This is a genomic window from Humibacillus xanthopallidus, from assembly GCF_006716675.1.
Taxonomy (GTDB): Bacteria; Actinomycetota; Actinomycetes; order Actinomycetales; family Dermatophilaceae; genus Humibacillus; species Humibacillus xanthopallidus_B.
In genome coordinates this window covers 108241-131796 of sequence record NZ_VFPM01000004.1, presented here as the reverse complement: position 1 = coordinate 131796, position 23556 = coordinate 108241, and the positions used below count along the sequence as shown (strand labels likewise).

The following is a 23556-nucleotide window of genomic DNA, read 5'->3' as shown; positions in this document are numbered from 1 at the left end:
CGACGATGGCCCGCATGGCCGGAAAGAGATACCCCGACATGTGGGTCGACCCCGAGGACGACCCACGATCCCAGGGGGCCCTGCTCGGTGACGAGCGCGCCACCCTGCTCGACTACCTCCGCAGCTATCGGCTGACCCTCGAGATGAAGTGCGCCGGGCTCACCGCCGAGCAGCTGGCCATGCGGTCGGTCCCGCCCTCGACGCTCTCGCTGCTCGGGCTCGTGCGACACATGGCCGCGGTCGAGCGGAACTGGTTCCGCCGGACCATGGCGGGCGAGGACGTCCCGCGGCTCTACCGCACCCCGGACGACCGCGACGCCGACTTCAACGGCGCCTTCGGCGACGACGCCGTCGTCGAGGAGGCCTGGGCGCGGTGGAGCGAGGAGGTCGCCCACGCCGAGGCCTTCGTCGACGCTGCCGAGTCGCTCGACCTCGTGAGCCTCGACCCGAACACGCGCATCAACCTGCGCGAGGTCCTCGTCCACATGATCGAGGAGTACGCCCGCCACTGCGGACACGCCGACCTGCTCCGTGAGTGCATCGACGGCGCCACCGGCCAGTGAGCCGCCACCAATGGCATGCTCTGAGCATGGAAGCCGACGTCGTCGTCGTCGGGGCCGGCCTCGCCGGGCTCGTCGCCACCGCTGAGCTCGCTGACCGCGGCAAGCGGGTGGTGCTCGTCGACCAGGAGGGTGAGCAGTCGATCGGCGGCCAGGCCTTCTGGAGCTTCGGCGGGCTCTTCCTCGTCGACAGCCCCGAGCAGCGCCGGATGGGCATCAAGGACGGGCTCGAGCTCGCGACGCAGGACTGGATGGGCTCGGCCCAGTTCGACCGCGACGAGGACTTCTGGCCACGGCGCTGGGCCGAGGCCTACCTCAACTTCGCCGCCGGCGAGAAGCGTGCGTGGCTGCACCAGCAGGGTCACCGGCTCTTCCCCGTCGTCGGCTGGGCGGAGCGCGGAGACGGCCGCGCCGAGGGCCATGGCAACTCCGTCCCCCGCTTCCACATCACCTGGGGCACCGGGCCCGGCATCGTCGAGCCCTTCGAGCGCCGCGTGCGGGCAGAGGCAGCAGCGGGACGGGTGACGCTCGCCTTCCGACACCGGGTCGACGCCCTCGTCGAGACGGGCGGCGCCATCACCGGGGTGCGCGGGCGCGTGCTCGCGCCCGACGGGTCGGCGCGCGGGCGACCCACCAACCGCGACGAGGTCGGCGACTTCGAGATCACGGCGCAGGCCGTCATCGTGACGAGCGGGGGGATCGGCGGCGACCACGACCTCGTGCGGCGCGCCTGGCCGGAGCGCCTCGGCAGCCCTCCGTCGCACATGGTCGCGGGGGTGCCCGCCCACGTCGACGGTCGCATGCTCGGCATCACGCAGCAGGTCGGTGGTCGCGTCATCAACCCGGACCGGATGTGGCACTACACCGAGGGCCTTCGCAACTGGGACCCCGTGTGGGACAACCACGGCATCCGCATCCTGCCCGGCCCGTCGTCGCTGTGGGTCGACGCCCACGGTCGGCGGTTCCCCCCGCCCTTCTTCCCCGGCTTCGACACGCTCGGCACCCTGGGGCACATCATGCGCAGCGGCTACGACTACTCGTGGTTCGTGCTGACGCAGCGGATCATCGAGAAGGAGTTCGCCCTCTCCGGCTCGGAGCAGAACCCCGACCTCACCGGCAAGGACGTGCGGCAGGTGCTCGGGCGAGCCCGCGCCGGAGCGCCCGGCCCCGTCGAGGCCTTCAAGCGCCACGGGTCAGACTTCGTCGTCGCCGACCGGCTCGAGGACCTCGTGCGCGGCATGAACGACCTGACCGGCGACCACCTCATCGACGTCGACGAGCTGCGTCGCACGATCGTCGCCCGCGACAACGAGATCGACAACGCCTTCACCAAGGACGCACAGATCACGGCGATCCGTGGAGCGCGAAACTATCGCGGCGACAAGCTGATTCGCGTCGCCGGGCCCCACCGTCTGCTCGACCCCAAGGCCGGCCCGCTCATCGCCGTCCGGCTCAACATCCTGACGCGCAAGACGCTCGGCGGCCTCGAGACCGACCTCGCCGCTCGCGTTCTGCGGGCCGACGGGCAGCCGCTCCCGGGCGTGTATGCCGCCGGCGAGGTCAGCGGCTTCGGTGGCGGCGGCATGCACGGCTACAACTCCCTCGAGGGCACGTTCCTCGGGGGCTGCCTCTTCAGCGGCCGCACGGCCGGTCGCGCGGTCGCCGCCGCCCTCTGACGGCACACAGCGGCCCAAGACGCCGAGAGACAGCGCTACCCAACTCCAGACGGAACCGCTTATCTTTACCCCGTGAATCCATCTCCGGCGGCACCCGGCTCGCAGGCCTCGCTGCGCGAAGCCAACCGCCTGCGCGTGCTCGACGCCCTGCGCGAGCAGGGCGCGATGACCCAGGTGGAGATCGCCGGATCGACCGGGCTGTCGCCCGCGACGGTCTCCAACATGGTCAAGGAGCTCGACGCAGCCGGTGCCGTGGAGCTGGCCCCGAGCATCCGCAACGGCCGGCGCGCCGTGCTCGTCTCGCTCGCGACGGGCAACACCCTGCTCGCCGGCATCGCCTTCGGCGACCGTGACGTGCGGGTCGCCATCGCGACCGGCCCCCGAGACATCGTGGGGCGCCACCGGATGCCGTTGCCCGCGAGCCACAACGCCGACGAGGGGATGGAGCGGGCGTCACGCCTGCTCTACGACCTCGTCGACAAGTCGGGCAAGACGATGTCGGACGTCAAGGCGGTCGGAGTCGGCATTCCCGCCCCCGTCGACAGCGTCACCGGTCAGGTGGGCTCCGAGAGCATCCTGCCCGGCTGGCGAGGCATCGACGTCGGCGACGAGATGCGGGCCCGCCTCGGTGCTCCGGTCGTCATCGACAACACCTCCAACCTCGGAGCCCTTGGCGAGCTGAGATGCGGTGCGCTGCAAGGGGTTTCGGATGGCGCTTACATCAAGCTCTCCTACGGCGTCGGTGCCGGTCTCGTGCTCGGGGGCGAGATCTTCAGGGGCAGTGCCGGCACAGCAGGCGAGATCGGACACCTGACGATCGACGAGAACGGTCCGATCTGCCGGTGCGGCAACCGGGGCTGCCTCGAGACCTTCATCGGCTCACCCGCACTCACCGACGCCCTCATGGGCTCGCACGGCCGACTGACGCTGCGTGACATCATCGCGAACGCGCTCGAGGGCGACATGGGCTGCCGCCGGGTGCTCGAGGACGCCGGCCGCCACCTCGGGGTCGCCGTGGCCGGGCTCGTCAACCTGCTCAACCCCGAGGTCGTCGTCGTCGGTGGGCAGCTCGCCCAGGTCGGCGACATCATCCTCGAGCCGATGCGCCGGGCCCTCGACCGCAGCGCCATCCCGAGCGCCACGGCCTCCCTCGACGTGCGGCTGTCCGATCTGCTGACGGGGGCCGACGTCGTCGGGGCGGTCGTCGCCGCCGAGACCCTGCACGCTGCGAACGACAACCTCTTGGTAACGATTGCATCCACGTCTTGAATTCAAGGCTTGACGTCAACCGGCCCGACCCCCTTTACTCACCGTTATGGCCGCACCACCTCAGGGTGCCGGCGATGAACAAGGGAGTTCCAAGACATGCGTGCACGCACCACCCGCCTCGCCGGCATCGCCCTTGCGGCCGGTCTGGGCCTCGCCTCGCTCGCAGCCTGTGGCAGCAGCGACAACTCGTCCTCCAACTCGGGCAGCACCAGCGGCGCCGCCGCCGGCGGCGGCAAGAAGATCGCCCTGCTGCTCCCCGAGTCGAAGACCACGCGCTACGAGACCTTCGACAAGCCGTACTTCGAAGAGGCCCTCAAGGCAGCCTGCCCCGACTGCACCCTCATCTACAGCAACGCCAACCAGGATGCCGCGAAGCAGCAGCAGCAGGCCGAGTCGGCCCTGACCCAGGGCGCCAACGTGCTCGTCCTCGACCCCGTCGACGGCAAGGCTGCCGCCTCGGTCGTGGCAAGCGCGAAGTCGAGCAACGTGCCGGTCATCGCCTACGACCGCTTCATCGAGGGCGCGAACTTCTACGTCTCCTTCGACAACGCGGCTGTCGGCAAGCTCCAGGCGACCACGCTCGTCGACGTCATGAAGAAGAACGGCAAGACGTCCGGTGACATCGTCATGATCAACGGCTCGCCGACCGACCCCAACGCGGCCGACTTCAAGGCCGGTGCCCACAGCGTCATCGACAGCAGCGGCTTCAAGGTCGCGGCGGAGTACGACACCCCCGACTGGAGCCCCGACAAGGCCCAGTCGTGGATGGAGGGCCAGATCTCCGCCGTCAAGGCCAACCTCACGGGCGTCTACGCCGCCAACGACGGCACGGCCGGTGGCGCCATCGCCGCTCTCAAGGGTGGCGGCGTCAACCCGCTCCCGCCGGTGACGGGCCAGGACGCCGAGCTCGCCGCGATCCAGCGGATCCTCGTCGGTGACCAGGCAATGACGGTCTACAAGCCGATCAAGCCGGAGGCCGAGGCCGCCGCCAAGGCAGCCGTGGCGCTCGCCAACGGCCAGACGCCGGAGAAGACGACCGACTTCAAGGGCGTGCCCGCGACGATCCTCGACCCGATCGCCGTGGTCAAGGACAACGTCAAGGACACGGTCGTCAAGGACGGCATCTACCAGGTCAGCGAGATCTGCACCGGCGAGGTCGCAGCGGCCTGCACGGAAGCCGGAATCAGCTGATCCTCGACAACCACTGTCGCTCGTGACCACGCGGGTGTAGACCGGGTGGGTGGGCCACGAGCCCACCCACCCGGCGCTGTGTCCGCCTCCTCCACGGCGCCGGCACAGCCCCAGGATCCGCCCAGCACGAGCCCTCCCCGTCCCGCCCTCACCGGTGACCGACCGGCCCGACCCAAGGACTCTCATGACCGCCACCACCTCACCACCGCCGGCTCCCACCAAGACGGCCGTGCTCTCGCTCCACGGCATCTCCAAGCGCTTCGGGGCCGTGCAGGCCCTCAGTGGCGTCGACTTCGACGTCAGCTCGCACGAGGTCGTCGCGCTCGTCGGCGACAACGGCGCCGGCAAGTCGACACTCGTCAAGGCCATCGCGGGGGTCTACCAGCCCGACGAGGGCACGATGGAGTTCGACGGCAAGCCCGCGACCGTCCACAGCCCCGCCGAGGCCCAGAAGCTCGGCATCGCGACGGTCTTCCAGGACCTCGCCCTCTGCGACAACCTCGACGTCGTGGCCAACCTCTTCCTCGGCCGCGAGCTCTACAACGCCGGATCCCTCGACGAGGTGACGATGGAGAAGGAGAGCTGGCGGCTGCTCCGGCAGCTGTCGGCTCGCATCCCGTCGGTGCGCATCCCCGTGGCCAGCCTTTCGGGCGGTCAGCGTCAGACCGTGGCGATCGCCCGGTCGCTGCTCGGTGACCCCAAGGTCGTCATGCTCGACGAGCCCACAGCCGCACTGGGAGTCGCCCAGACCGCCGAGGTGCTCAACCTCGTCGAGCGTCTCCGCGAGAACGGCCACGGTGTCATCCTCATCAGCCACAACATGAGCGACGTCATGGCGGTGGCCGACCGGGTGACCGTGCTTCGACTCGGTCGCAACAACGGCACGTTCGACGTCAGCCAGACCAACGCCCAGGAGATCATCGCCGCGATCACCGGCGCCACGACCAATGCCGTGTCCGAGCGCGCCTCGCGACGTGAGCAGAGCGAGGAGCAGCAGTGAGCACCACGACTCCCGAGCCCGCCCAGGAGACCCCGGCCCCGGTCGACCCGACCGCCGCCAACATCCTTCCGGCCGACCTGCAGGACGAGCGCCTCATCGGGCAGACCGGTGTGTCCGGCGCCGTGCGGGTGTTCCTCTCGCGCCTGCGCAGCGGAGACCTCGGCGCCCTACCGGTCGCGATCGGCCTCATCATCATCTGGATCATCTTCCAGAGCCTCAACCCGGCATTCCTCTCGAGCCGCAACCTCGTCAACCTGACGCTCCAGAGCGCGGCCATCGGCACCATCGCCATCGGCATCGTGCTCGTGCTGCTGCTCGGGGAGATCGACCTGTCGGTCGGCTCGGTCAGCGGGCTCGCCGCCTCCATCGTCGGCGTCAGCTTCGTCAAGTCCGGGTGGCCGCTCGTCGTGGCGATCCTCGCCGGTCTCGCCGTCGGCGCCATCATCGGCATCTCCTACGGCCTGATCTTCACCCGATTCGGGGTGCCGAGCTTCGTCATCACCCTGGCCGGTCTGCTTGGCTTCCTCGGTCTGCAGCTCAAGGTGCTCGGCGAGACGGGGTCGATCAACATCCCGTTCGAGTCGAGCCTGACCCAGTTCGCCCAGCAGTCCTTCCTGCCCGACGTCGTCGCCTACGTGCTCGCGCTGCTCGTCGTCGCCGCGTATGCCGTCAGCCGCCTCCGCGCGAACTCCCGTCGAGCCGCTGCGGGTCTCTCCGTCACCCCGGTGGGCGCCATCGCCGTACGCGCAGCCTTCCTTGCCGTGATCCTGCTCGTGCCCGTCTTCGTGCTGAACAAGGACCGCGGCGTGTCGGTGATGTTCCTCGTGTTCCTCGGTCTCGTCGTCATCATGGACTTCGCCATCCGGCGTACCCGCTGGGGCCGCTCCGTGATGGCGGTCGGTGGCAACGTCGAGGCTGCTCGTCGAGCCGGCATCAACGTGCGCCGCATCTACGTGTCGGTGTTCGCGCTCTGCTCGACGTTCGCGGCCCTCGGCGGCATCTTCGCCATGGCGCGACTCTCGTCGGTCGGGCAGAGCAGCGGCGGTGGCGACACGAACCTCAACGCGATCGCTGCGGCTGTCATCGGTGGCACGAGCCTCTTCGGTGGGCGCGGCTCGGCCTACTCGGCCCTGCTCGGCATCCTCGTGCTGCAGTCGATCTCGAACGGGCTCAACCTCATCAACCTCCAGTCCCCCGAGCTCTACATGATCACCGGCGCGGTGTTGCTCCTCGCTGTCACCGTCGACGCCGTCTCGCGCCGCAGCCGCGCTGCGCACGGACGGGCCTAGACCGGATTCGACCCGCGCGAGCGGGTCACCGACGAAGGGCCCGCGCGCCGTCCCGCTCCTGGCGGCGCGCGGGCCCTTCGCCGTCCCCACCCCCGATCGAGAGAGCACGTCGTCGGCTTTCGCGGCACCTCCCACCATCGAACGGAGCAGTCCGTCGGCCCTGCTCCCGGTGTCGGGACCTTCAGCCCTGTCCCCCGCTCACCCGCGGAGCACATGCTGGGAGTCCAGGTGCCGGCGCCGCCGGCCGGGAGGAGGGTCCATGACACTCGACGAGCTCATGAGCAAGGCCAAGGACGCGATCACCGTGAAGCGGGTCTATGGCGAGCCCTACGAGAAGGACGGCGTCACCGTCATCCCCGCGGCCATGGTCGCGGGTGGCGGCGGGGGCGGCTCGGGCACCGACGAGTCCGGCAGCAACGGTGAGGGCGGGGGCTTCGGCATGGGTGGCCGGCCCGCCGGCGCGTTCGTCATCAAGAACGGCGAGGTGACCTGGCGCCCTGCGGTCGACCCCAACCGGGTGCTGCTCATCGCCGGGATCGTCGCGGTCACCTGGCTCGCCACGCGGCCGTTCGTCGCCCGGCGCCGAGCCGGCACCTGAGACGCAGGCACCGCCCGGGCAGCGCACCCCGGGCGGGGCGGAGCGCCCCGGGTGGGCGGGGCGCACCGCGTCGCGGGCTCACCGCGTCGCGGAACCCGCCGGACGGCATACCTCGGGAGGGGTGAGGTATGCCGTCAGAGGCGGCCGCGGATCGGGCTCCGCTCGACCGGGTCACCCTCATCGGGCATGACCATCTCGGCGCGCACTCCGAGCAGGCGCACCTCGCGCTCGGGGTCGAGCCGACGGGCGAGGTCGACGGCTGCCGAGACGACCTCGTCGCGCTCGCTCGTCGGTCGGGGCAGCTTCTTCGCCTTGGTCTGGGTGAAGAACGGCGCGTAGCGCACCTTGAGCGTCACCCGGAAGACGGGGCGCCCCTCGCGCACCGTGTCGTCGAAGGCCTGTGACGCGAGCTCCCGCACCGCCGCCTCGACCTGCGCCGGCGTCGTGAGGTTGCTCTGGTAGGTCGTCTCACGGCTGTGACCTCTCGCGATCCACGGCGAGTCGTCGACGACGGCCGAGCCGAGGCCCCTGCCGAGCTGGGAGTACCAGACACCCATCCGCGGGCCGAACTCCTCGACGAGCTCCGCCTCCGGCGCATCGGCGAGCTGTTGGACCGTCGAGATGTCATGGGCTGCAAGGCGTTTGGAGACCTTGGACCCGACTCCCCAGAGGTCGATCGTCGGCCGCGGACCCATCACCTCGAACCAGTTGTCCCGGGTGAGCCGGAAGACGCCGCGCGGCTTGCCGAAGCCCGTCGCGATCTTCGCGCGCACCTTGTTGTCGCCGATGCCGACCGAGCAGTGCAGCCGGGTGGCCTCGAGGACCGCGGCCTGGACGCTCCTCGCGAAGGCCTCGGGGTCGTCGGCCTGCACGCCGAGGAAGGCCTCGTCCCAGCCGAGGACCTCGACGACGACGCCGAGGCCGCGCAACGCCTCCATCACCTGCTCCGACGCCTCCGTGTAGGCCGGGGCATCGACGGGCAGGATGACGGCGTCCGGCACCTTGCGGGCGGCCAGCCGCAGCGGCATACCGGACCCGACGCCGAAGGCGCGGGCCTCGTAGCTCGCCGTGGACACGACGGCTCGCTCGGTGGGGTCGCCGCGACCGCCGACGATGAGGGGCAGCCCGGCCAGCTCAGGCCTTCGCAGCACCTCGACCGCCGCGATGAACTGGTCGAGGTCGACGTGCAGCACCCAGGACGGCGGGCTCATGGACCTAGATCTGTTTGCCCCGGCGGAAGGTGAGCGGCTCGTCCTCGTCGACCGGCGGCCGGTCCACAGCCCGCGGTGCCGGGCGTGCGGACCCCGCACCAGACCCCGCACCAGACCTCGCCACGGACCGCGGTGCCGGACTGTCCTGACGGCGGCGCTGGGCGACGAGGTCGGAGCGCCGGTCCTGCTCGCGTGCCGCGACCATGATGCCGTGGTAGAGCAGTGCCGCGGCGAGCAGCGTCAGCACGACGGAGCCGACGACGACGGGTGTGCCGGTGTGCGCGCCGCCGATCTCCGACCGCAGCACCCAGAGGACGCCGGCAACGCCGCCCACGACGGCGGCGGCGACGATCCAGACCATCGTCGCCCGTGTCACTCCGTTGCCCACCGGAACACTCTGGCACAGCCACCGGCGTCGACGGTGCAGCGGGCACCTGAGGGCTCGCGCGTCACGCGCGCCGATCGCGTGCGACGGGCAGCAGTCGGCCCGTCAGCCACGCCACCGTCTGGTCGGCGAAGTGCGGGTCGTCGGGCACCCCCGAGGTCCCGAACGGCACGACCCACCGGCTCGCGTCACGGTCGGCGAGGTCCCAGACGTAGCGGGCGACCGGGCCTCCGTAGGCGCGCTCCGTCACCCCGGGGGCACTCGAGGCCGCAAGGACACACCCCTTGTCGCCGGGCACCGGGTCGGGCGCCACCGACGGCACCCCCCGCAGTGGTATGCCGTCCGGCGAGGTCGCGCCGTCGAGCTGGTGAAGCGGGTCGAGACGGTGCCGGTCGCCCCACACCTCGTCCGGACCCACTTCTGCCGCAACACGATCGAGGGCCTCGCACGCACCGGCGGCGACGTCGATCCCGATCTGCGGGGCGCCGCGCACGAGCGAGTGCCAGCCGGCGCCGACCTGGCCGTCGACGTCGAGCCAGGACGCGAAGATCCGCGAGTGGCCCGTCGGCCTCTGCAGAGCCGCGAGCTGGGGCTGCGCCGTGAACCAGCGGACGAGCGCGGTCCTCCACGCCGAGAACAGCGCCGCGCCGTGGCTCGACGGGTCGCTGCGCCCGTCCCACGCGAGCAGCTCGGAGCGCACCGCCCTGCCGCCCGCGGTCAGACACTCGTCCGCCAGGGCATCGACGAGCTCGCGCATGACGGCCGCCTGCCCGTTGAGGGTGTCGACGTGGATGTCGGCGCAGTCGTCGGCCGTCAGGCCCTCGCGCTCACCGATGAGCTCGCGAATCCGGTTGGCACGGAAGGGCGTCGCGTACTCCACCCCGAGGCCACCGCCGCTGGCGCGGTCGTTCGCGCTGACCATCACGTCGTCGATGTCGCGTACCTCGTTCGGGCGCCGACCGCGCCACACGTGGCGGGGGTCCCATGCCGCGACCGGACGCTCCAGGTTGAGGGGGTCACGCTCCGCGACACGCCCGACGACGAGGTGGCGCATGCGACCGGTCGTGTCGGCGACGAGGGCGCTGTTGACGGGCTCGACCCAGCGTGACAGCGCCTGCTCGACGTCGTCGACCGTGCGCGCCCGCAGCAGCGGCAGGAGCGCCCCGAAGCCGAGGTCGTGGTCGACCTGGCTGGGTGTGCGCAGGCTGTATGCCGTGGGGCGGACCTCAGCAACCGCCACGGCCGCCACGGCCGCCACGGCCGTCACGGCCTCAGCAGCCTCGGCGGCTGCCACGGCCTCGGCGACGCCGGTGACGACCGGACCGCGGGCCGTGACGACGACCGGTACCTCGACCGGCGCTCCCCCGCGCACCGTGACCGTCTCCACCGACCTCGTCACCGGCTCCCACCCGTCGACGCCCCGCGCCTCGAGCGGGCGGCCGCCCGCGGTGCCGCCGACCGACGCCGGCGCCACCCGCAGGGACTCGATCGTCAGGTCCTGGTAGTCCGCCATGGCGTTCGTGATGCCCCATGCGACCGACCCGGTGTGCGCGAAGTGCTGCACGCCCGGCACCCCGGGGAAGGTGAAGCCCACGACGTCGAACTCCGAGCACGCCAGCCCCACCTGCTGGTAGCAGCCGGGCAGCTCGACGGTCCGGTGCGGGTCGCCGGCGACGAGGGGCAGGCCCGACGCCGTCTGCCGGCCACCGATCACCCACGCGTTGCTGCCGGACTGCTCCACCCCCTCGCGGCCGTCGAGACCCTCGGCATTGATGAGGGGCAGCAGGTGCGGACCCACCGTGTCGGCGACGTGGCCGTTGAAGAGCTTGTAGGGGAAGGTGCCGAAGAGCAGGTGGATGGCCCAGAAGATGCCCAGCGGCGTCCACGGCTCCCACGGGCGCGGCTCTGCCGCAACGGCTTCGAGACCCAGGAGGCCGATCTCGCGCGACCGTGCCAGGCCTTCGGGCAGGCCCTCGTCGACGCCTGCGACATACGCCTGGAGCCAAGCCCGGGTCTCCTCGTCGAGGGCGTCGTACGCCGCGCGCACCGTGGGTTCGAGCCGGACCTGGCGCGCGAACGTGTCCCAGGGCACCCCAGAAGCACCGACGTGCTCGGCCGTGCGACCCTCCATGCGCCAGCGCTGGTGCTCGATCTGCCACCCGCGGTCGAGGGCGGTGACGTGGCCCTGCGCGCGGGCGAGCTCGAGGACGTCGTCAGCCCGGAGGTGAGGTATGCCGTGGGCGTCCCGGTCGACCCGCCAGCTCACCTCGTGTCTCGCAGCCGGCCCCATCCGTGCCAGCGGTCGACGTCGATGCGGGCGGTGATGCGCGGCCGGTCGCGCACCGCGTAGGGCTGGCCCGTGTAGTGCCGCGCGATCCGGTCGATGTCGGCCAGGTCCGGGTCGTCGACCATCTGGGCGACCCGCCCCTGAAGGCTGACGTGCGTGATCCAGTTGTCGGGGTCCATGGCGCTCAGACTGATGCGGGGGTCCGCCCGCAGGTAGTCGAGCCGCTTGCGACCCGCGTCCATGTTGACGACGACCTGGCCCTGCTCGAAGAGATACCACGTGGGCACCGACACGGGCTGACCGTCGGGGCGCACGACACTGATCGTCGCGTAGTTGGGGCGGCGGAGGAACTCAGCCACGTCATCGGGCAGCGGGGGCTTTGGCACGTCGAATCTCCTTGCGGGTGAGGCGATCTCGCGATGGGGTCAGGTGGCGCTGAAGCGTCGCTCGAGCTCGCGGAAGAAGGCGTCGGAGAGACGGGTGTAATCCTGCAGCGTGAGGCGCACCGGCTCTCCCACCTTGAGTCCCAGGACGGTGCGATCCGGGTCGAGGGAGATCTGCGGGTCCTCCATGAGCGTGCCGCCGTTCTCCATGAGCGACCGGGCGAGGACGCGCACCTCGTTGAGGGCGTTGCCGTCCTTGCCCTCGACGCCGCGCAGCCGGTGCACGAAGTAGCCCTCGAGCACGAGGAGCATGTTGTTGAAGTACTCGGACTCGAGTGACTCCAGCGCCCCCTCGAGGCCCGAGAGGTCGGCGTCGCCGTGGTCGCGGGCTGCCTGGGCGACCTCGCGGAACATCGCCGTCTGGGTCTCGACCCGCGAGCGGCACGCATCGATGTAGTCGCCGTCGTACTCCTTCATGCCGAGCATGACCTCAGCCTAGCCAGCCGGGCTGGGACGACACCGGCAACCGCGTGCCGAGCGCGCGGCATACGGCTAACGTTGCGCCCATGGTGCGCGGCGAACGCAACGTGCTCGGCGGCGAGCTCGAGGTGTGCGGCACGGATCCCCTGACGGGCTTCTACCGCGACAGCTACTGCACGACGGGGCCCGAGGACCGCGGCAGCCACACGGTCTGCGTCGTCGTCACGGAGGAGTTCCTCGACCACCAGCTCGGCGTCGGCAACGACCTCACGACCCCGCGGCCCGAGTGGCGCTTCCCGGGCCTCGTGCCGGGCGACCGGTGGTGCGTCGTCGCGAGCCGCTGGCTCGAGGCGCAGCAGGCGGGCGCCGCCGCCCCGATCTTCCTCGCGGCCACGCACGAGCGCGCCCTCGAGATCGTCCCGCTGCAGCTGCTCGAGGCGTATGCGGCAGACGTGCCCGACGACCCGAGCTCGCTGCTCTAGACCCCGGTCACCGACGGAGCCGGTCGACCACCGCATCGGCGAGGACGGCATACCCCCCGCGGGTTGGGGTGGTCAGCCCCTCGCCACCGGGGGTGAATTCGGGCGAAGCGGTTCCGTCCGCGCCCCGGAGAGCACACAATCGTCGGACGACCCCCATCGTCCCCACCGTCCCCCATCGTCCCCGTCGTCACCATCGGAGCCACCCGTGCACGCGAAGCCCGTCGCCGTTGCGGTCCTGACGGCCTGCGCCCTCGGCGCCCTCGGCGCCCTCGGCGCCTGCTCGGGTGACCGGCCGGCGGTCGAGCTGAGCCAGGCGGCGGCCGGCACCCCGACGCCGGCCCAGACCGTCACGGTCACCGAGCTCATGACCCCGACGGTGACGACGACGGCCACGCAGACGCTGACGACGACGGCTACCGTCACGGTGACGGCTCTGCCGCGGCCCAGCCTCTCGACCTCGACGACGTTCAACCAGTCGCTCGCCTCGCTCGACTACACCAACCTCATCGATGACGTGCGGGTCCTCGACGGCATGCCCGGCACGGGGTCGCCGACCGCGCTGCAGTTCGAGGTGCTGGCCCGCCACCTGGCCTCCCTGCGCGCCAACGGGGCGCCTCCTGGCATCGACCCCCCGAGCTACTACTCGCGCATCGGCTCGCTCCAGCTCTTCGCCGAGGCCGCGTCCACCGAGGCCGCCGCGGGCTCACCGCAGGCAGCCGGCCGTTACGCGGTCATCCGCCAGGAGACCGGCGTCCTGCTCTCGCTCGTCAACGGGGCGCTGCGGTCGAACTACGCGCTGCCGGCGCCACCGCGGCCCACGACCTCGACGCCGACGACGACAGCCTCTCGCTGAGCCCTGCCCACCCCCAGCCGGAGCAGGCTGGTTGCGGTTGCAGATCGGACAAATGGGACGTTGACTGGGGCGCATCGCCGGCTGTCGCCGCTGGCGTGTCACACGCAACTCACACCCGACAGGAACCCACCCACATGTCCAGACGCCTGACCCGAACGACCGTCTCCTTCGCTGCCGCAGCCCTGCTCGGCGGCATCGCCGCTGTCACCGCCCCCGCCGCCCTCGCCGTCGGCGAGGGACCCTCGTGCTGCGCGAACGGCACGGTCAACACCTCGATACTGCACACCTACGACTCGATGGTCGCCGAGCTCCGGACGCAGGCCGCCAAGCAGCCCCGCATGCAGCTCGAGGTGATCGGCCAGACGATCAAGGGCCGCGACATCCACCTCGTGAAGTACCTCAGCGACCCGTCGAACCCGACGATCCTCTACCTCACCCAGCAGCACGGCAACGAGCAGCTGACGACCGAGGGGACGCTCGAGTTCATCAAGAGCCTCGGCACCGGCAAGAACGGCGACGTGCTCGACGGGGTCAACATCCTCATCGTGCCGATGCTCAACGCCGACGGCGCGATGGGCGACGTCGACTTCTCGCTCGACGACTACGTCGCGTCCGGCGACCGGCACCTGACCCGCTACAACGCGGCTCGGGTCGACCTCAACCGTGACCACGTCGCCAAGGCCCAGCCGGAGACGAAGGCGCTGCACGACAAGGTCCTGTCGGTCTACGACATCGACTACGCCATCGACCTCCACCACCAGGGCACGACGAGCCGGGCGGGCGGCGAGCTCGTCTCCGGCTCGATCCTCCACCCGACGAACGGTGACGTGTCGGCGCAGACCCTCGCCGGCAGCAAGCGCCTCGGCGCCGTCGTCTACAACGCCATCCAGCCGACCGGTTGGGGCCACCTCGGCAAGTACGTCGGCGGCAGCGAGCGCACCATCGCGCGCAACGGTCTCGCCGCGGAGTACGGCATCTCGACCCTGCTCTTCGAGATGCGCGGCATGAGCGACCACGAGAACGAGAGCGCCGTGCTCGGCCAGAAGAGCAACGGCTACCTCATCCGCCAGACCGTCATCACTCTGACCTCCACCGCCCAGGCGATCGCCGACGGCTCGATCGACACCGTCGACGCGTCGTTCTGGGACACCCTGCCCGCCCAGCGCAGCTGAGCCGGTCGGGGGTATGCCGTCCGGTCCGGGAGCGCGGGCGGGGCTCGCTCCTGACCGGGCGGCATACGCCACCCCACCGGCTTGGGCTCAGTGGGTCGAGGGCGGCGGGTCGGCGTGGATGTGGTGGCTCAGCCTGGCGTGGGATCGCCGCGGGGCCGGCACCCGCGACCACACGGCGCCCTGGAGGGCGAGCGTCGCCCACCCGGCGACCGCCATGCCGACGATGTTGAGCACGAGCTGCAGACTGCTGCCCCAGACCTCCGCCCACGCGCCGAAGGCGAGGCCGAGGCCGACGTTGCCCGCAGCGGGGATGGTCGTCACCGAGATGAAGACGCCGCTGAGGCCGCCGAGCTTGGCCGAGGTGAGTGACAGCACGCCCGCCGCGGCCGCGAGGATCGCGACGATGAACGACCACTGGTCGGGCGCGTAGATGAAGCCCGTGGCCGGCCGCGGGCCGGTGATGTCCTTCAGCGTCACCCAGCCGAGGGCGCGCCCGACGAGGCCGGCGAGGCAGGTCACGACGATCGCGACCCCGAAGCCGATGACCAGGGCCCGCGCCGCGACCGCGAGCAGCAACGGCCGGCGCCGCACGAGGGCGACCCCGAGGGCCGCGATCGCGCCGAACTCCGGCCCGAGCACCATGGCGCCGATGACGAGGATCTGCGAGTCGAGCACGATCGCGATGCCGGCGATGAGGGTGGCGAGCGACATGAACGAGAGATAGGTCCAGTTGAGCTCGCTGTCGTCGTAGGAGCGCTGGGCGACCTGCGCCCAGACGACGGCATCGGCGCTGCTGCCCGGCGTCTCCTCATCGGCCTCGAAGCCCGCCCGGGAGATCCACGTCGTGACCGGCTCGACCTGGAGCGTGCCGCGCTCGTGGACGCCGAGCTCGCGCAACCGGTCGATGAGGGCGTTGGCTCCCTCGCGCGCGACGTCGGCGTGCACGACGTCGCCCGCCGGCCGCACCGCCGCACCACGGATCACCGCCAGCGTGCTCACCGCGGTCGAGTCGGACAGCACCTGCATGACCCGCTCGGTCAGGTCACCGGGGATCGTGACGGTCATCCTCAGCATGCCGGACAGTCTCCACCAGCAGGCGACCTCCGGCGCGGCCGCGCGCCGACGTCAGCAGTCGCAGTGGTCGCCGCGCCAGGCCTCGATCCCCTCACGGACGGCAACGGCCGCGATGACGAGAGCCGCCACCGGGTCGGCCCACCCCCAGCCCAGGGTGGCGTTGAGCAGCAGGCCGGCGAGCAGGACGCCGGAGAGGTAGGCGCAGAGTCGGGTCTGCTTGCCGTCGGCCTCGACCGCGCGCGACCCGAGCGCCTGACCCGTGCGCCGCTGCGCCCGCGAGAGCCACGGCATGATGAGGATCGAGGCGATGGCGAGCCCGATGCCGACCGGCGAGGCGCCTGGGTGCTCCCCGCTGACGAGAGCGCCGACGGCCTCGTAGGACACGTAGGCGGCGAGGGCGAAGAACGAGACCGCGAGGGCGCGCAGTGCGGCTCGTTCGCGGGACTCGGGCACGGCGTGGCGGAACTGCCACAGGATGATGAGCGCGCTCGACACCTCGATGGTGGAGTCGAGCCCGAAGCCGACGAGGGCGACCGACCCCGCCACGAGCCCGGCGGCGATGGCGACCCCGGCCTCGATGACGTTGTAGGCGACCGACGCGCCGGCCAGCAGCTGGGCTCGACGGCCGAGCCGCAGCCGCTCCGCCGGGTCGCTCACCCAGTGCGAGTGCCCCGGCGCGCCGTGGTCGTGGTCGTGGTCGCCGTGGTCGTGGTCGCCGTGGTCGCCGTGGGCGGGGGTCACCGGAGTGAGCCCGAGGTCTCGGCGTGGGCTCTGCGTCATGACGACTCCAGACCGGACGTCGGGCAGAGCGCGACACCGTCGCCCGTCAGGGCGAGGAGGCGCTCGGCGGCCCCGAAGACCTCGAGCGTGGCCTCCGGCTCCGCCAGCCGGAAGAGGGAGGCGCGCCCCTCCGGTCGGGACGCGACGAGCCCGCAGTCGCGCAGGCAGGCCAGGTGCTTCGACACCGTCGACTGGGCGAGCCCGAGGTGCGCGGTGAGGTCGACGACGCGGTGCTCCCCCAGCGTCAGGTGACGCAGGATGGCGAGTCGGCTCGGGTCACTGAGCCCGTGGAAGAGCAACGCGGCCACGCTCAGCGCTTCCGGCTCGTCGACGACGCCCTCATCGATTTCTGTCGTTGTCATCGCCATAGAGCGATGCTAGCCCGCATCCCGTCTGCTGGCGAATGCGTGGTCGTCGCCGTCCCGGGTCGGCGGGGCCCCCGGGACTCCCGGCCGGGCGCGACCGGAACTCCTTGACGCGGGGCTCCTCGTGAGGACAGGGTGACCACCCGTGACCCCACCGCCCGAGGCTCCCGCACCGACCGCACCGACCGCCTCGACAGCACCGACAGCACCGACAGCCGCGCACCGCCGAGCCCGCCTCGCGGCCGGAGCCGCCTTCTTCGTCCAGGGGCTGCTCTTCATCACCCTGACGACGCGGCTGCCCCAGATCCAGGACCGGTGGTCGCTCGACGAGCTCGCCGTGAGCGGCCTGCTGCTCATGGTCGTGCTGCTCGCCGGCGTCGGCTCGGTCGTGGCCGAGGTGGTCGCCGGGAGGTCGTCGAGCGCGGTCGTCGTGCGGCTGGGCCTCATCGTCGCCACTCTGGGTTTCGGCACGCTCCTGCTCGCCCCGGCCTTTCCCGTCTTCGTGGCCGGGCTCGCGGCCTACGGGGTGGGCCTCGGCCTCGTCGACGCGTCGAGCAACATGCAGGCGGTGACGGTCGAGCACCTCTACCGCCGCCCGATCCTCCCGTCGTTCCATGCCTTCTGGACCGCGGGCGGCATCGTCGCGACCCTCGTCACGCTCGCGACGTCCGGAGTCGCCCTGGGCGCGGCCCTCCTCCCGCTCCTGCTGCTCCCGGTGGCGGCACTGGCCGCTCCCTTCGTCACCCGCGACCGGCTCGCACCGACGGGCGAGTCGCTGGACGTGCCGTGGCGCCGCATCATGCTGCTCGGCATCGCGATGGTGCTCTTCTACATGGTCGACACGGCTGCGACGACGTGGGGTCCGGTCTACCTCGACGGGACGCTCGGTGCGCCGAGCGGGCTCACCGCGCTCGCCACCCTCCCCTACCTCGTCGCCACGCTCATCGCCCGCGGGATCGGCGACGGGCTCGTGCACCGCTACGGCGCCGTCTGGCTGCTGCGCATCTGCGGTGTCGTCGCATCGCTGTCGCTCGCGGTCATCGTCTTCGCCCCGACGTGGGTCGTCGCCGTCGCCGGCTTCACGGTGCTCGGCGGAGCGGTCGCGACGATCGCCCCGTTGTCCTTCTCGGCCGCCGGGGCGGTCGCGGGTGGCGAGGGTCTCGACGACGTGCGCCGCATCGAGCGGGTCGACCAGGTGGTCGCGCGCTTCAACCAGTTCAACTACGTCGGAGCGCTGCTCGGCGCGGTGCTCACCGGCGCGGTCGGCTCCGAGAACCTGAGGCTCGGTTTCGCGGTGCCGATGGTGCTCATCCTCGGCATCATCCCGCTTGCCTCGCAGTTCGCCATCATCCGTCGGAGGGTCGACGCCGCCGCTCCGGTGTGAGGGCCGACTCGAGGGCACGCTGCACGAGCGCGATCGCCGGGTCGATGTCTGGCGCGGCCACGCCGCCGAGACCGAAGGCGAGCCCGTGCCGCGGGTCAGTCCCCCGGTGCCGGGTCGAGAGCGTGTCGACGAAGACGCCTGCGCTGCGCGCCACCTCCGCCACCGCCACGTCCGACGACCCGGGGTCGCGCAGCAGCGTCGTGACGTGCAGGCCCGCCGCCGACGGCACGACGCGCAGCCACGGCTCGAGTCGTGCCCCCAGACTCGCGACCAGCTCGTCGCGTCGCTCGCGGTAGATCTTGCTCGCGCGTCGCACGTGCGCGGCATGGTGGCCCTCGGCGAGGAAGTCCGCGAGCGCCGACTGGGTGGCCGCGTCGCCGTTCCACACGGTGACCCGACGTGCCTCGCGCAGGGCCGGCTGCAGCGAGACAGGGGCGATCGCGTAGCCAATCCGCAGCGCCGGCAGCAGCGACTTGGAGAACGACCCGATGTAGACGACACGACCGTCGCGGTCGAGACTCTGCAGCGGTTCGAGGGGCCGGTCCGCAAAGCGGAACTCGCTGTCGTAGTCGTCCTCGACGATGAGCGCGTCGTGACGGGCTGCCCACTCGAGCAAGGCGTTTCGTCGCGCCCTCGACATCGTGACCCCGGTGGGGAACTGGTGCGACGGCGTGACGTGAACCAGACGCGCACCGGCCGGCAGCGCGTCGACGACGAGGCCCTCGTCGTCGACGGGCACCGCGTGCACGACGGCCCGGTGGGTCTCGAGGAGGCGGTGCGCCGCCTCGTAGCCGGGATCCTCCACGGCGACGACCGCACCCGGGTCGAGCACCACCCGGGCCACGAGGTCGAGCGCCTGCTGCGCCCCCGCGGTGACGACCACGTCGTCACCCGAGGCGAGCACCGAGCGGGCGAGGCCGGCATACCGCGCGATCTCGGCCTGGAGACGTGGGTGGCCGCTGCTGTCGTACGTGCCACGGTCGACCCGGCCGGAGCGCAGGTGCGCCGTGACGAGACGGCGCCACGTGGCATACGGGAAGAGGGTGGTGTCGGGCACGCCGAGCGAGAAGTCGTATGCCGCCCCGTCGGGCCCGCGCACGGGCTGAGTCTCGCGCTGCCACACTGCCGCCGGTCGGACCGCGCCGTGACGTGCCGTGCGGGCAGGGTGAGCCCCCGTCTGGCTGGCCGCGAGCGAGCAGCCCTGCACGACAAAGGTGCCCGCGCCCCGTCGCGACACGAGGAACTCCTCGGCCACGAGCCGGTCGTAGGCCGCCGTCACCGTGCCGCGAGCGACGCCGAGGGTCGTCGCGAGGTCACGCGAGGCGGGTACGCGGTCGCCGCCGTCCAGCCGTCCGTCGAGGATGGCCTGGCGCAGCTGCGCGTAGATCTGGGCAGCGCGGTCCCCCGAGCCGGTGAGCTCGACGTGCATCTCGGTACCACGACGGGGCATACGCCGATTGGACCATGCGAAATGGCCTGAGGTGGACCTTCTGAGCGGGCCACTGGGACGGCAGGCTCGACCCGTGACGACGACCGACGGACTCGCGACGAGCCATGGACCTGCCGCGCCCACCGGCCACGTGCCCACCACCCACCGCGGTGCGCTCTCGCTCGCCCAGGGGACCGCGCTGTCGGTCGGGGCCGTTCTCGGCACGGGGGTCATCACCCTGCCGGCGCTGGCCGCAGACCTTGCGGGGCCGGCCTCGCTCGTGGCGTGGGGCGCACTCATCGTGCTCTCCGTGCCGTTGGCGAGCACCTTCGCCGCCCTCGGGTCGCGCTACCCCGACTCGGGGGGCGTGTCCACCTACGTCCGGGCGGCCTTCGGCGACCGCGCAGCCGCGGCGGTGGGCTGGTGCTTCGTCTTCGCCGTGCCGGTCGGGGCGCCGCCGGCGTCGATGATGGCCGGCGGCTACGTGGCGGACGTCGTCGGGGGCGGACGGGGCACGGCGCTCGGCGTCGCCCTGGCCCTGATCCTCGGCACGGCCGGGCTGAACATCGCGGGGCTGCGCCTCTCCGGCCGGGTGCAGCTCGTGCTCGCCGCGGTGCTGGCCCTGCTGATGACCGCCACGATGGCTCTCGCACTGCCGCACGGCAGCACTGCGTCCCTCACGCCGTTCGCACCCAACGGCTGGGGCGCCGTGGGGTCCGCCGCCGCCGTGCTCGTCTGGGGTTTCGCCGGATGGGAGGCCGTGGCCTCGCTCGCCGGGGAGTACCGCGACCCCCGGCGCGACGTGCCGCGGGCGACTGCCCTGGCGGTGGTCGTCATCGGTGTGCTCTACATGGGACTGGCCGCGACGAGCATCCTCGTGCTCGGCGCGGACGCCGGCCGCAGCCAGGCGCCGCTCTCGGACCTGCTCGCCATCGCGGTGGGCGACCAGGCCCGCGTGGTGACGGCTGTCGTCGCCGTGCTCCTGACGCTGGGGGCGATGAACGCCTACTTCGCCGGTGGCTCCCGGCTCGCCGCGGCGCTGGCACGTGAAGGCGCCCTGCCAGGCTGGCTCGCCCCCGGCTCGGGGGCGGGCGAGGTCCCCCGGCGCGGCGTCGTCGTCATCGCCGCAGCGGCGACGCTGTCGCTGCTCGTCACGGCGGCTCTCGGCATCGGCCTGACACCCCTCATGCTGCTGGCCACCGGATGCTTCACGCTCGTCTACGTGCTCGGCACGGCGTCGGCTCTGAGGCTGCTACGACGGTGGTCTGCCCCGTGGTGGACCGCTGGCGTCGCCTTCGTCAGCGTCCTCGGGCTGCTGGTCGCCAACGGACTCCACGCGCTGTGGGCGCTGGGGATCGTCAGCCTGTCGCTGCTCTACCACCGGTGGCGGACCACTGCTCCGGCGTCATCCGGAAGAGGCACGACTCACCCTCGTAGTACTTCTCGATGATGCCGAGATCGTCCATGCCGAGGCGGCGACACACGGCCTTGGAGGGCTCGTTGTCGGTGTGCGTGAGGGCGAAGATCTCGGGCAGCCCCCCGTCGAAGCCGTGCTGCATGACTGCTGCTGCGGCCTCGGTGGCGTAGCCCCTGCCCCACGAGTCTGGGTGCAGGTGCCAGCCGATCTCGACCTCGCCGTGGTCGTCGTTCGGCAGCGTCAGGAGGATGACGGACCCGGCGATCCGGCCCGGCTCGTCTGCCGTCGCGCGCACCTCGACGGCCCAGAAGCCGAGCGGCGGGCTCTCGCTCCTGCGGTGGTAGCGATCGATCCGCTCGTGTGCCTCGTCGAGGTCCTTCATGAGCACCGGCTCGCCGTCGCCGAGCCACTTCACGACCTCGAGGCGGCTCTGGATGTCGAGGAGGCGCTCGGCCTCGTCGTGGCTCCACGGGCGGACGATCAGGCGAGGGGTCTCGACGTGCATGAGGTCACGCTCGCACGGCCGGGCGACCGCCGTCATCCACATTGCGCTGCGCACGACGGGCCTCGCGGGCACGCAGGTATCGGGCGGTGGCATCTGCCACAGGAGAGTCTCCGGCCCCCTCTGCAATGAGTCACCACACGACTCAGCTCGCCCCAGTCGCGGCGACCCGGACCGGGTCCGGCTCCAGGGGAGCCGGGCTGAGTCACGCAGCGACTCAACGCAGAGCGACCAGCTCACACCACCACGCGCGCGTCGACTCCGGGACCGCCTCCCGCAGGTCGCCGTCACCTCCCCGTCCACATCCCCCTCTGCGCAGAGCGCAGGGTCACGCGGTCATCCACAGCAATGACCCAGGCCCTTCCGTCGCCTGACCTGCCCACCGCAGGCTCGCCACATGATCGACGCAGCGGGCCACGGGCCAGACGCCTTCTCTGACGCGCTGCGCCACGTCCGTCAGGCGCGGCAGCTGAGCCAACGCGAGCTCGCCGAGCTCGAGCCCGCCTGCGCACGGTGGGAGGATGACGGCTCGGTGGCCTTCGTCGACCGGGCAGGCCGGGCCTTCCCGGCCCATGCCGAGCTCCGGGTGGGCGAGGTCCCTGACTGGCTGGGCGGCCGGTACAACTGGTCGCGCGAGTGTGAGAACGCCCGCTGGTGGACCCGGCAGCGATCTCCGAGGCCGGTGGTCCCGCCGCCGCAGCACCGGCGCGCACGGCAGGATGGCGCCATGCCCCACGACTCCGTCATCACCGAAGCCATCGCCGCGTATGCCGCCGGGCGCCCGGAGCTCGAAGAGGCCACCGAGCGCTTCGTGCAGCTCGTGCGCGAGCTGCTCGACGACGCCGGCATCAACTACCTCTCGGTGACGGGCCGCACGAAGAGCGTCGAGTCCTTTGCCGCCAAGGCCGAGCAGCGCCGCGACGGCGTGCTGCTCCACCCCCAGCCGCTCGTCGACATCACCGACCAGATCGGGGTCCGGGTCATCACCTTCGTCCCCGACGACGTCACTGCCGTGGCCAAGCTGCTCGCCGAGGAGCTCGCCGTCATCGACGACCGCGACATGGGTCAGGAGACCGCACGGGCGGGCCGCTTCGGCTATGCGAGCCGCCACCTGCTCGTGTCCGTCGACGCAAGCAGGACGATCCCCGCGGCATACGCCTCGCTGCGGCGGCGCAGCGCCTCGGTGCAGATCCGCACGGTGCTCCAGCACGCGTGGGCCGAGTTCGAGCACGACATCCGCTACAAGGGCACGGTGCCCGAGGAGCACGCCCACGACCTCGACCGGCGCTTCACCCTCGCCGCCGGCCTGCTCGAGCTCGCCGACCGCGAGTTCTCCGCCATCCGCGACCGGCTCCAGCAGGCACTGCCCGAGCGGCCTGCGGACCCCGACGAGACCGGGGGCGGGGGCGGCATCGACGCCCAGGACCTCGCCAAGTTCCTCGCCGGCAAGTACGCCGACGCCGGGTGGTCGCGCGGTGACCACTACACGTGGGTGTCCGGGCTGCTGCTCGAGCTCGGCATCACGTCGGTGGAGCAGCTGGCCGAGGTCATCGCCCCCGTCGACGGCGCCGACCTCAACCTGCGCATGGGCTACCGCTACCCGCCGGGCGCCGTGCGACGGCTCGACGATGCCCTGCTCGCGACGTTCGGCGAGCGCTACGTCGAGCTGCCCGGCAACGCGCACCGCCGCGCCTCCCTCGAGACCCGGCTGCACAAGCTGCGCGACTGATCCGGCGCTCGTGTCGATTCCCGACGGGCGAGTTCGTCAG

Annotated in this window: 23 protein-coding genes; 13 read left to right on the top strand and 10 right to left on the bottom strand. The window is 71.7% G+C overall.

The window, feature by feature from the left end:
- Positions 1-14 precede the first annotated feature (14 nt).
- The 7 genes from FBY41_RS20200 (at position 15) to FBY41_RS20170 (ending at position 7583) form a co-directional block, all read left to right on the top strand.
- Complete coding sequence (locus tag FBY41_RS20200) at positions 15-563, top strand: DinB family protein (RefSeq protein WP_141846552.1); 549 nt, start codon at positions 15-17, stop codon at positions 561-563.
- Between the two features lie 26 nt (positions 564-589).
- Positions 590-2236, top strand: a complete 1647-nt coding sequence (locus tag FBY41_RS20195) for an FAD-binding dehydrogenase (RefSeq protein ID WP_141846550.1) — start codon at positions 590-592, stop codon at positions 2234-2236.
- A 72-nt stretch (positions 2237-2308) separates the two neighbouring features.
- Positions 2309-3505 (top strand): ROK family transcriptional regulator, encoded by a 1197-nt coding sequence (locus FBY41_RS20190; RefSeq protein ID WP_141846548.1) that lies wholly within the window; start codon positions 2309-2311, stop codon positions 3503-3505.
- 96 nt (positions 3506-3601) lie between these two features.
- A complete protein-coding gene (locus tag FBY41_RS20185; RefSeq protein ID WP_141846546.1) occupies positions 3602-4696 on the top strand; it encodes a substrate-binding domain-containing protein in 1095 nt (364 codons plus the stop codon).
- Between the two features lie 184 nt (positions 4697-4880).
- The gene (locus FBY41_RS20180) at positions 4881-5696 is read left to right on the top strand and encodes an ATP-binding cassette domain-containing protein (RefSeq protein WP_141846544.1); all 816 of its coding nucleotides are present in this window, start codon (positions 4881-4883) and stop codon (positions 5694-5696) included.
- Entirely contained in the window at positions 5693-6985 is a 1293-nt protein-coding gene (locus FBY41_RS20175; protein ID WP_141846542.1) for a sugar ABC transporter permease, read from the top strand. Before FBY41_RS20180 ends, FBY41_RS20175 begins: the two co-directional genes overlap by 4 nt.
- Positions 6986-7244: 259 nt before the next feature.
- On the top strand, positions 7245-7583 hold the full coding sequence (locus tag FBY41_RS20170; RefSeq protein ID WP_141846540.1) for a sporulation protein: 339 nt from the start codon (positions 7245-7247) through the stop codon (positions 7581-7583).
- Between the two features lie 134 nt (positions 7584-7717).
- Here FBY41_RS20170 and FBY41_RS20165 read toward each other — a convergent pair whose 3' ends face one another.
- The 5 genes from FBY41_RS20165 to FBY41_RS20145 all read right to left on the bottom strand — a co-directional run bounded on the left by FBY41_RS20165 (position 7718) and on the right by FBY41_RS20145 (position 12335).
- Entirely contained in the window at positions 7718-8794 is a 1077-nt protein-coding gene (locus FBY41_RS20165) for a DNA polymerase IV (RefSeq protein ID WP_141846538.1), read from the bottom strand.
- A gap of 4 nt (positions 8795-8798) precedes the next feature.
- Positions 8799-9182 (bottom strand): hypothetical protein, encoded by a 384-nt coding sequence (locus FBY41_RS20160; RefSeq protein WP_141846536.1) that lies wholly within the window; start codon positions 9180-9182, stop codon positions 8799-8801.
- A gap of 61 nt (positions 9183-9243) precedes the next feature.
- Positions 9244-11445 carry a penicillin acylase family protein gene (locus FBY41_RS20155; RefSeq protein WP_260439940.1) on the bottom strand — a complete coding sequence of 734 codons (2202 nt, stop codon included), beginning with the start codon at positions 11443-11445 and terminating at the stop codon, positions 9244-9246.
- Positions 11442-11852, bottom strand: coding sequence for a PPOX class F420-dependent oxidoreductase (locus FBY41_RS20150; RefSeq protein ID WP_141846532.1), 411 nt, complete (start codon positions 11850-11852; stop codon positions 11442-11444). Before FBY41_RS20150 ends, FBY41_RS20155 begins: the two co-directional genes overlap by 4 nt.
- A 39-nt stretch (positions 11853-11891) precedes the next feature.
- Positions 11892-12335: a hypothetical protein gene (locus tag FBY41_RS20145; RefSeq protein ID WP_141846530.1), complete on the bottom strand. Its 444-nt coding sequence runs from the start codon at positions 12333-12335 to the stop codon at positions 11892-11894.
- A gap of 80 nt (positions 12336-12415) precedes the next feature.
- Between FBY41_RS20145 and FBY41_RS20140 the strand changes: the two genes are divergently transcribed.
- The 3 genes from FBY41_RS20140 (at position 12416) to FBY41_RS20130 (ending at position 14836) form a co-directional block, all read left to right on the top strand.
- Positions 12416-12811 (top strand): DUF2237 family protein, encoded by a 396-nt coding sequence (locus FBY41_RS20140; protein WP_141846528.1) that lies wholly within the window; start codon positions 12416-12418, stop codon positions 12809-12811.
- Positions 12812-13016: 205 nt separating this feature from the next.
- Complete coding sequence (locus FBY41_RS20135; RefSeq protein WP_141846526.1) at positions 13017-13664, top strand: hypothetical protein; 648 nt, start codon at positions 13017-13019, stop codon at positions 13662-13664.
- A 134-nt stretch (positions 13665-13798) separates the two neighbouring features.
- On the top strand, positions 13799-14836 hold the full coding sequence (locus tag FBY41_RS20130; RefSeq protein WP_141846524.1) for a M14 family zinc carboxypeptidase: 1038 nt from the start codon (positions 13799-13801) through the stop codon (positions 14834-14836).
- An 87-nt stretch (positions 14837-14923) separates the two neighbouring features.
- On the opposite strand, the gene FBY41_RS20125 is transcribed toward FBY41_RS20130, so the two are convergent.
- From FBY41_RS20125 to FBY41_RS20115, 3 genes are read right to left on the bottom strand one after another with little or no spacing between them, the layout of a single operon-like run.
- Complete coding sequence (locus tag FBY41_RS20125; protein WP_141846522.1) at positions 14924-15910, bottom strand: DUF389 domain-containing protein; 987 nt, start codon at positions 15908-15910, stop codon at positions 14924-14926.
- A 51-nt stretch (positions 15911-15961) separates the two neighbouring features.
- Positions 15962-16690, bottom strand: coding sequence for a cation diffusion facilitator family transporter (locus FBY41_RS20120; RefSeq protein ID WP_141846520.1), 729 nt, complete (start codon positions 16688-16690; stop codon positions 15962-15964).
- Positions 16687-17058, bottom strand: coding sequence for an ArsR/SmtB family transcription factor (locus tag FBY41_RS20115; protein WP_141846518.1), 372 nt, complete (start codon positions 17056-17058; stop codon positions 16687-16689). The genes FBY41_RS20120 and FBY41_RS20115 overlap by 4 nt, the downstream gene beginning before the upstream one ends.
- Before the next feature lie 142 nt (positions 17059-17200).
- On the opposite strand from FBY41_RS20115, the gene FBY41_RS20110 reads away from it, so the two are divergent.
- A complete protein-coding gene (locus FBY41_RS20110) occupies positions 17201-18439 on the top strand; it encodes an MFS transporter (protein WP_260439939.1) in 1239 nt (412 codons plus the stop codon).
- On the opposite strand, the gene pdxR is transcribed toward FBY41_RS20110, so the two are convergent.
- Positions 18402-19889, bottom strand: coding sequence for a MocR-like pyridoxine biosynthesis transcription factor PdxR (gene pdxR, locus FBY41_RS20105; protein WP_141846516.1), 1488 nt, complete (start codon positions 19887-19889; stop codon positions 18402-18404). The genes FBY41_RS20110 and pdxR overlap by 38 nt on opposite strands.
- A 73-nt stretch (positions 19890-19962) precedes the next feature.
- On the opposite strand from pdxR, the gene FBY41_RS20100 reads away from it, so the two are divergent.
- Positions 19963-21318, top strand: coding sequence for an amino acid permease (locus FBY41_RS20100; protein WP_141846514.1), 1356 nt, complete (start codon positions 19963-19965; stop codon positions 21316-21318).
- Here the strand turns inward: FBY41_RS20100 and FBY41_RS20095 are convergent.
- Positions 21227-21862, bottom strand: coding sequence for a GNAT family N-acetyltransferase (locus FBY41_RS20095; protein WP_221629369.1), 636 nt, complete (start codon positions 21860-21862; stop codon positions 21227-21229). The two genes, FBY41_RS20100 and FBY41_RS20095, sit on opposite strands and share 92 nt — an antisense overlap.
- Positions 21863-22184: 322 nt before the next feature.
- Between FBY41_RS20095 and FBY41_RS20090 the strand changes: the two genes are divergently transcribed.
- Complete coding sequence (locus tag FBY41_RS20090; RefSeq protein ID WP_311769425.1) at positions 22185-23516, top strand: GTP pyrophosphokinase; 1332 nt, start codon at positions 22185-22187, stop codon at positions 23514-23516.
- The last annotated feature ends 40 nt before the right edge of the window (positions 23517-23556 follow it).

Bases quoted from the DNA above. Each gene is read 5' to 3' on its own strand.
- FBY41_RS20200 (WP_141846552.1), top strand. From the start codon at position 15: ATGGCCGGAAAGAGATACCCCGACATGTGGGTCGACCCCGAGGACGAC.
- FBY41_RS20195 (WP_141846550.1), top strand. From the start codon at position 590: ATGGAAGCCGACGTCGTCGTCGTCGGGGCCGGCCTCGCCGGGCTCGTC.
- FBY41_RS20185 (WP_141846546.1), top strand. From the start codon at position 3,602: ATGCGTGCACGCACCACCCGCCTCGCCGGCATCGCCCTTGCGGCCGGT.
- FBY41_RS20180 (WP_141846544.1), top strand. From the start codon at position 4,881: ATGACCGCCACCACCTCACCACCGCCGGCTCCCACCAAGACGGCCGTG.
- FBY41_RS20170 (WP_141846540.1), top strand. From the start codon at position 7,245: ATGACACTCGACGAGCTCATGAGCAAGGCCAAGGACGCGATCACCGTG.
- FBY41_RS20165 (WP_141846538.1), bottom strand. From the start codon at position 8,794: ATGAGCCCGCCGTCCTGGGTGCTGCACGTCGACCTCGACCAGTTCATC.
- FBY41_RS20145 (WP_141846530.1), bottom strand. From the start codon at position 12,335: ATGCTCGGCATGAAGGAGTACGACGGCGACTACATCGATGCGTGCCGC.
- FBY41_RS20140 (WP_141846528.1), top strand. From the start codon at position 12,416: ATGGTGCGCGGCGAACGCAACGTGCTCGGCGGCGAGCTCGAGGTGTGC.
- FBY41_RS20130 (WP_141846524.1), top strand. From the start codon at position 13,799: ATGTCCAGACGCCTGACCCGAACGACCGTCTCCTTCGCTGCCGCAGCC.
- FBY41_RS20125 (WP_141846522.1), bottom strand. From the start codon at position 15,910: ATGCTGAGGATGACCGTCACGATCCCCGGTGACCTGACCGAGCGGGTC.
- FBY41_RS20120 (WP_141846520.1), bottom strand. From the start codon at position 16,690: ATGACGCAGAGCCCACGCCGAGACCTCGGGCTCACTCCGGTGACCCCC.
- FBY41_RS20115 (WP_141846518.1), bottom strand. From the start codon at position 17,058: ATGGCGATGACAACGACAGAAATCGATGAGGGCGTCGTCGACGAGCCG.
- pdxR (WP_141846516.1), bottom strand. From the start codon at position 19,889: ATGCCCCGTCGTGGTACCGAGATGCACGTCGAGCTCACCGGCTCGGGG.
- FBY41_RS20090 (WP_311769425.1), top strand. From the start codon at position 22,185: ATGATCGACGCAGCGGGCCACGGGCCAGACGCCTTCTCTGACGCGCTG.